Source organism: Pseudomonas frederiksbergensis (assembly GCF_003732705.1).
GTDB classification, from domain to species: Bacteria; Pseudomonadota; Gammaproteobacteria; order Pseudomonadales; family Pseudomonadaceae; genus Aquipseudomonas; species Aquipseudomonas frederiksbergensis_F.
In genome coordinates this window covers 1-5,086 of sequence record NZ_MOBR01000024.1, presented here as the reverse complement: position 1 = coordinate 5,086, position 5,086 = coordinate 1, and the positions used below count along the sequence as shown (strand labels likewise).

General features: G+C 62.0%; 5 protein-coding genes. 4 read left to right on the top strand and 1 reads right to left on the bottom strand.

Annotated features, from left to right (window positions below; translation table 11 throughout):
- Window positions 1-83 precede the first annotated feature (83 nt).
- Window positions 84-1,130: a class I SAM-dependent methyltransferase gene (locus BK667_RS23115; RefSeq protein ID WP_123599027.1), complete on the bottom strand. Its 1,047-nt coding sequence runs from the start codon at window positions 1,128-1,130 to the stop codon at window positions 84-86.
- A 484-nt stretch (window positions 1,131-1,614) separates the two neighbouring features.
- Between BK667_RS23115 and BK667_RS23110 the strand changes: the two genes are divergently transcribed.
- The 4 genes from BK667_RS23110 (at window position 1,615) to BK667_RS23095 (ending at window position 4,990) form a co-directional block, all read left to right on the top strand.
- Complete coding sequence (locus tag BK667_RS23110) at window positions 1,615-2,949, top strand: acetamidase/formamidase family protein (protein ID WP_123599026.1); 1,335 nt, start codon at window positions 1,615-1,617, stop codon at window positions 2,947-2,949.
- Window positions 2,950-3,130: 181 nt separating this feature from the next.
- On the top strand, window positions 3,131-3,337 hold the full coding sequence (locus BK667_RS23105) for an HvfA family oxazolone/thioamide-modified RiPP metallophore (protein ID WP_123513540.1): 207 nt from the start codon (window positions 3,131-3,133) through the stop codon (window positions 3,335-3,337).
- 62 nt (window positions 3,338-3,399) lie between these two features.
- Window positions 3,400-4,239, top strand: a complete 840-nt coding sequence (locus tag BK667_RS23100) for an HvfB family MNIO-type RiPP peptide maturase (protein WP_123599028.1) — start codon at window positions 3,400-3,402, stop codon at window positions 4,237-4,239.
- Window positions 4,232-4,990, top strand: coding sequence for an HvfC family RiPP maturation protein (locus BK667_RS23095; protein WP_123599025.1), 759 nt, complete (start codon window positions 4,232-4,234; stop codon window positions 4,988-4,990). Before BK667_RS23100 ends, BK667_RS23095 begins: the two co-directional genes overlap by 8 nt.
- Window positions 4,991-5,086: the final 96 nt, after the last annotated feature.

The following is a 5,086-nucleotide window of genomic DNA, read 5'->3' as shown; positions in this document are numbered from 1 at the left end:
TTTGCCGATCCCACGGTAGGAGCAAGGCTTGCACGCGATGGCGATCTCAAGGACGCCATCGCGGGCAAGCCTTGCTCCCACAATTATTTACGCGCTTCCAGAATCAAGTTAAACGGCGTTTCCGTCGCCCGGCGGAAATGCTTGAACCCAGCCTCGGTAAACACCTTGCGCAACCGCGCCTCACCGGCCTGGGCGCCGAGCCCGAGGCCGACTTCCTGGGACAGCGAGTTTGGGGTGCAGATGAACGTCGACGCGGCGTAAAACAGCCGTCCCACCGGGTTGATGTTGTCGTCCAGAGAATCGTTGGCGTAAGGCTCCACCAACAGCACCGAACCGTCCGGTTTCAGTGAGTCGTAGGCGTGTCGCGCGGCACCCACCGGGTCGCCCATATCGTGCAGGCAGTCGAAATAGCACACCAGGTCATAGTCGGTGCCCGGATAGCTTTTCGCCGTGCCCTGGAAGAACCGCGCGCGCCCGGACACGCCACCGGCTTCGGCGCGCTGGGTGGCGACGGTGACGGAAGGCGCGTGGTAGTCGAAGCCGACGAACCGAGAATCCGGGAACGCCTGGGCCATGATCACGGTAGACGCGCCATGCCCGCAGCCGATGTCCGCGACCTTGGCCCCGGCCTCGAGTTTGGCGACAACCCCTTCCAGGGCCGGCAGCCATTCGGCGACCAGGTGCGCCTTGTAGCCGGGGCGGAAGAACCGTTCCGTGCCGCTGAACATGCAGGAATGGTGCTCGCCCCAGGGCAGAGCACCGTCGCCGCGGAAGGCTTTGACCAGTTTGTCTTTGTCATGGAAAAACGACGCCACCACCCCGACACCGCCGGCGATGTATACCGGCGAATCCTCGATCGCCAAGGCCAGGGCTTGTTCTTCAGGCAGGCGGAACTGGCCGTCCTGGTGTTCCATGTAACCGGAGGCGGCGTGGGCGCTGAGCCATTCGCGCACCAGGCGCGGGTGGCAACCGGTCTTTTCAGCGAGGGTTTCGGGGCTGATCGGCTGGCTGTCGGCCATGGCTCGGTACAGGCCGAGTTCTTCGCCGAGAATGACATTGGCCAGCATCGCCGCGCCGCCCATGTCATTGACCAGTTTGCCCATGAAATCGTTAAGTTTGGCCTCGTCCATCACGTGTGCTCCTGTGGCAGGATCACGGTCCAGAGGCATTGTTTGTCCAGGCGTGCGCCGCTGGGCGGTGGTCGTGGGAATGAACAGGACGAAGACCCCGTCCTGCGTGCAATAAGTTTAGTTCGGGCCCCGTGGACTGAGGTTTGAGGCGACGAAAGCTACATTCCCAGATGACACCATTCCCTTGTAGGAGCGAGGCTTGCCCGCGAAGGCGGTATGTCTGCCAACATCCTTATCGACTGACACGCCGCCATCGCGGGCAAGCCTCGCTCCTACAGGGGGCGGCGTTAGTATCACAGTGTATCCAGGCTCCCTCTCGATACAGAATTCACCAACACCGCCCCCCACCGAACACAGACCAGATACAAACCTGCGATGAACTGTGAAGGCCATCGGCTGCCCTGGAAAAAGGGCCCGCCCATGGCATTCCAAGGGTCGTCCACACCAGGCGGCCGTTCGCTCCTGACTGTGAAGGGGACTTCCCATGACTACGCTCCTGCCTCAATCCAATCTGCAACCGGCAACCGTGGATCGGCTGCGCGTCGACAACTACACCAGCGGCATCATCGGCCCGAGTCAGCCGATGCTCGGGCCACTGGCCGACGGTGGCACGCTGATCACCGGTACGCCGCCGGGCTGTTGGGGGCCGATGATTACGCCGGCCTTCCAGGGCGGCCACGAAGTCACGCAACCGGTGGCGATTGCTGGCGCCGAGGTCGGCGATGCGGTGGCGATCAAGATCAAAAGTATGCGCGTCACCTCCCTGGCCACGTCGTCCGGGGTGATGAGCTTTGTGGAAGGGCGCTATCACGGCGATCCGTTCGTCTCCAAATTCTGCGCCAAGTGCGGCACCGAACACCCGGCCAGTTATGTCGACGGCATTGGCGAAGACGCGATCCGCTGTAACAACTGCGGCGCCGAGGTCAGCGCGTTTCGCTTCAGCCACGGCTATGTGATCGTGTTTGACGCGCAGAACCAAGTCAGCCTGACCGTCAATCAGGACATTGCCAACCAACTGGCCGGCAATGCCTCTGAAATGGCGGCGCTGCCGGAGTTCGCCGCCCAGCACTCGATCCTGTCCCTGGCCCATGCCGACATGCCCGGTGTCGCGGCGCACATGCGCCCGTTCCTCGGCAACATCGGTACCACGCCGTCCCGGGATCTGCCCGATTCGCACAATTGCGCGGATTTCGGCCAGTACCTGATCGATGCGCCGCACCGCTTCGGCATGACCCGCGAAGAACTGCATGCGGCCAAGACCGACGGCCACATGGACACCAATTCGATTCGCGAAGGCTGTGTGTTGATCTGCCCGGTGAAAGTGCCGGGCGCCGGGGTGTACATGGGCGACATGCACGCCCAGCAAGGCAACGGCGAGATCGCCGGGCATGCCACCGATTGCTCCGGGGAAACCGAAGTGCAGGTGCACGTCATCAAAAATCTGCGTATCGAGGGACCGATCCTGCTGCAAAACCTCGACGACCTGCCGCCCATGGCCCGCCCGATGAATGCCGGGCAACAGCAGAAAGTCCGTGAACTGGGCGCCCGCTGGGGCCAGCACGAGATCGAACAGAGCGGGCCGATCACCTTCATCGGCAGCGGCGAAAACCTCAACCTCGCGGTGGACAACGGCTTGCAACGGGCCGCCGCCGTCACCGGGTTGCCTTATGACGAAGTGCTCAACCGCGCCACCATCACCGGTTCGATCGACATCAGCCGCTTGCCGGGCACCGTGCGCGTGACCTTTCTGTGCCCGATGGCAGTGCTGGATCGCATCGGCATCGGCCATCTGGTGCGGGAAAAGTACGATTTGCCCTAACGGCAATCGGCGGGTTTGTACCGAATTGTGTACAGACCCGCCGACGATACATCCGCTGGCATTTCCAGCGAAACCGAACACAGACCCGATACATCCCTTCGTTTAAATGGACTCACCGGCCAGCACTGAGCCTCAGTGCTGGAGACCGGTTCACCGTTTATCCATTGCAGGAGTCTCACCCATGTTCAATTTCACTAAAGTTTCGTCCCTGGCAATCGGTCTGGCCCTGGTTGGCGGCCTGGGTCTGTCCACCGCAGCCTCCGCGCTGAGCATGACCGACCTGGCGTCGGGTTACAGCCAGGCCCAGGCCTCCGCCGATACGGCCAAAGAGACCGCTGAAGGCAAGTGTGGCGAAGGCAAGTGCGGCAGCGCCGCCGAAGCATCCTGAGACCGCTTGGTGGGGGCGCCCCAGGTGCTCCCGCTCATTTGAACCCGGACGAGATCGACAGCATGCAGACCTCCACGCCATCCACGAAAGCCAGCGTCGGCCTCGGCCTGCGTCGCGGTTTGATGAAAGACCTCCAGGCCGCTCCGTCAGGGAGTTTCGACTTTCTGGAAGTCGCCCCGGAAAACTGGATCGGCATCGGCGGCGCCCATGGCGCGGCGTTGCGGGCATTGGCTGAACGCTATCCGTTGTCCTGCCACGGTTTGTCCTTGTCGTTGGGTGGATCGGCGCCGCTGGATGTGGGTTTTTTGCAGGAAGTGCGGGTTTTCCTCGATCACTACAACGTGCCGCTGTACAGCGAGCACCTGAGTTATTGCAGCGATGACGGTCACCTCTATGACCTGCTGCCGCTGCCGTTTACCGAAGAAGCGGTGCATCACGTGGCCGCGCGAATTCGTCAGTCCCAGGACATTCTCGGCCGCCGTCTGGCGGTGGAGAACGTCTCCTATTACGCCGCGCCCCGGCAAGACATGGACGAGCTGACGTTCACTAACGCGGTGCTGCGGGAGGCCGATTGCGACCTGTTGCTGGACGTCAACAATGTGTATGTGAACTCGATCAATCACGGTTTTGATCCGCAGGTTTTTCTGGCCGGGATCGACGCGGGGCGGGTGGTGGGGATGCACGTGGCGGGGCATTTCGATGAGTCCGACACGTTGAAGATCGACACCCACGGGGCTTCGGTGAAACCGGTGGTCTGGTCGTTGTTGGCCGAGGCCTATGCCCGGTTCGGCGCACACCCGACGCTGCTGGAACGGGACTTCAACTTCCCGGCGTTTTCGGAGTTGGTGGCGGAGTTGCAAACCATACGCCGCTTGCAAGGCTCGGAGGTGACGCGTGGATAAGCCGTCGCTGCATCAACAACAGGAGGCCCTGACCCGCTACCTGCGCGATCCCGAGCATTGCGCGCCGCCGGTCGAGATGGACGCCGCCAGGGTCCAGGTTTATCGCGATCTGGTGTTCAACAATCTGTCGTTGTTACTCAGCGGCACCTTCCCCGTGCTGGTGAAAATTCTGGGGGACGAAAACTGGCGTTCACTGATGCGAATCTTCCTGCGGGACTACCGCGCCCATACGCCAAAATTCGGCGAGATCGCCCGGGAGTTTGTCGAGTTTCTGGCGGCTGAACCCCAAGGGTTGAGCGAAAGAACCTGGCCGCCGTTCATGGTTGAACTGGCGCATTACGAGTGGGTCGAGATGGCGTTGCAACAGTCGGACGACGAGCCGTTGCCGGACAGTGATGCCGGGCTGTTGCTGGCGCGACCGTTGCAGGTTTCGCCGTTGGCCTGGCCGTTGGCGTATGGCTGGCCGGTGCAATTGGTGGGGCCGGATTATCGACCTGAAACGGTGCCGGACCAACCGACGTTACTGCTGGTTCGGCGGACGGCGGATTGGAGTGTGAAATTCTCTGAATTGAGCCCGTTGGCGTGGCGTCTGTTGCAGCGCATTGGCGAATTTCCCGAACTCGACGGCCGTGCACAGTTGCAAGGGTTGGCGGTGGAGGCGGGCGCTGGCGGGTCGAGCGAATTCATGGATAACGGCCTGGCGTTGTTGCAACAGATGCATACGCAAGGCGTGATCGGCGTCGTGCCCTGAACGCAATTCCCTTGTAGGAGCGAGGCTTGCCCGCGAAGGCGTCGTGTCATTCAACATTGATATCGACTGATACGACGCCTTCGCGGGCAAGCCTCG

Coding starts and splice junctions, on each gene's coding strand:
- BK667_RS23115 (WP_123599027.1), bottom strand. CDS start 1,130: ATGGACGAGGCCAAACTTAACGATTTCATGGGCAAACTGGTCAATGAC.
- BK667_RS23110 (WP_123599026.1), top strand. CDS start 1,615: ATGACTACGCTCCTGCCTCAATCCAATCTGCAACCGGCAACCGTGGAT.
- BK667_RS23105 (WP_123513540.1), top strand. CDS start 3,131: ATGTTCAATTTCACTAAAGTTTCGTCCCTGGCAATCGGTCTGGCCCTG.
- BK667_RS23100 (WP_123599028.1), top strand. CDS start 3,400: ATGCAGACCTCCACGCCATCCACGAAAGCCAGCGTCGGCCTCGGCCTG.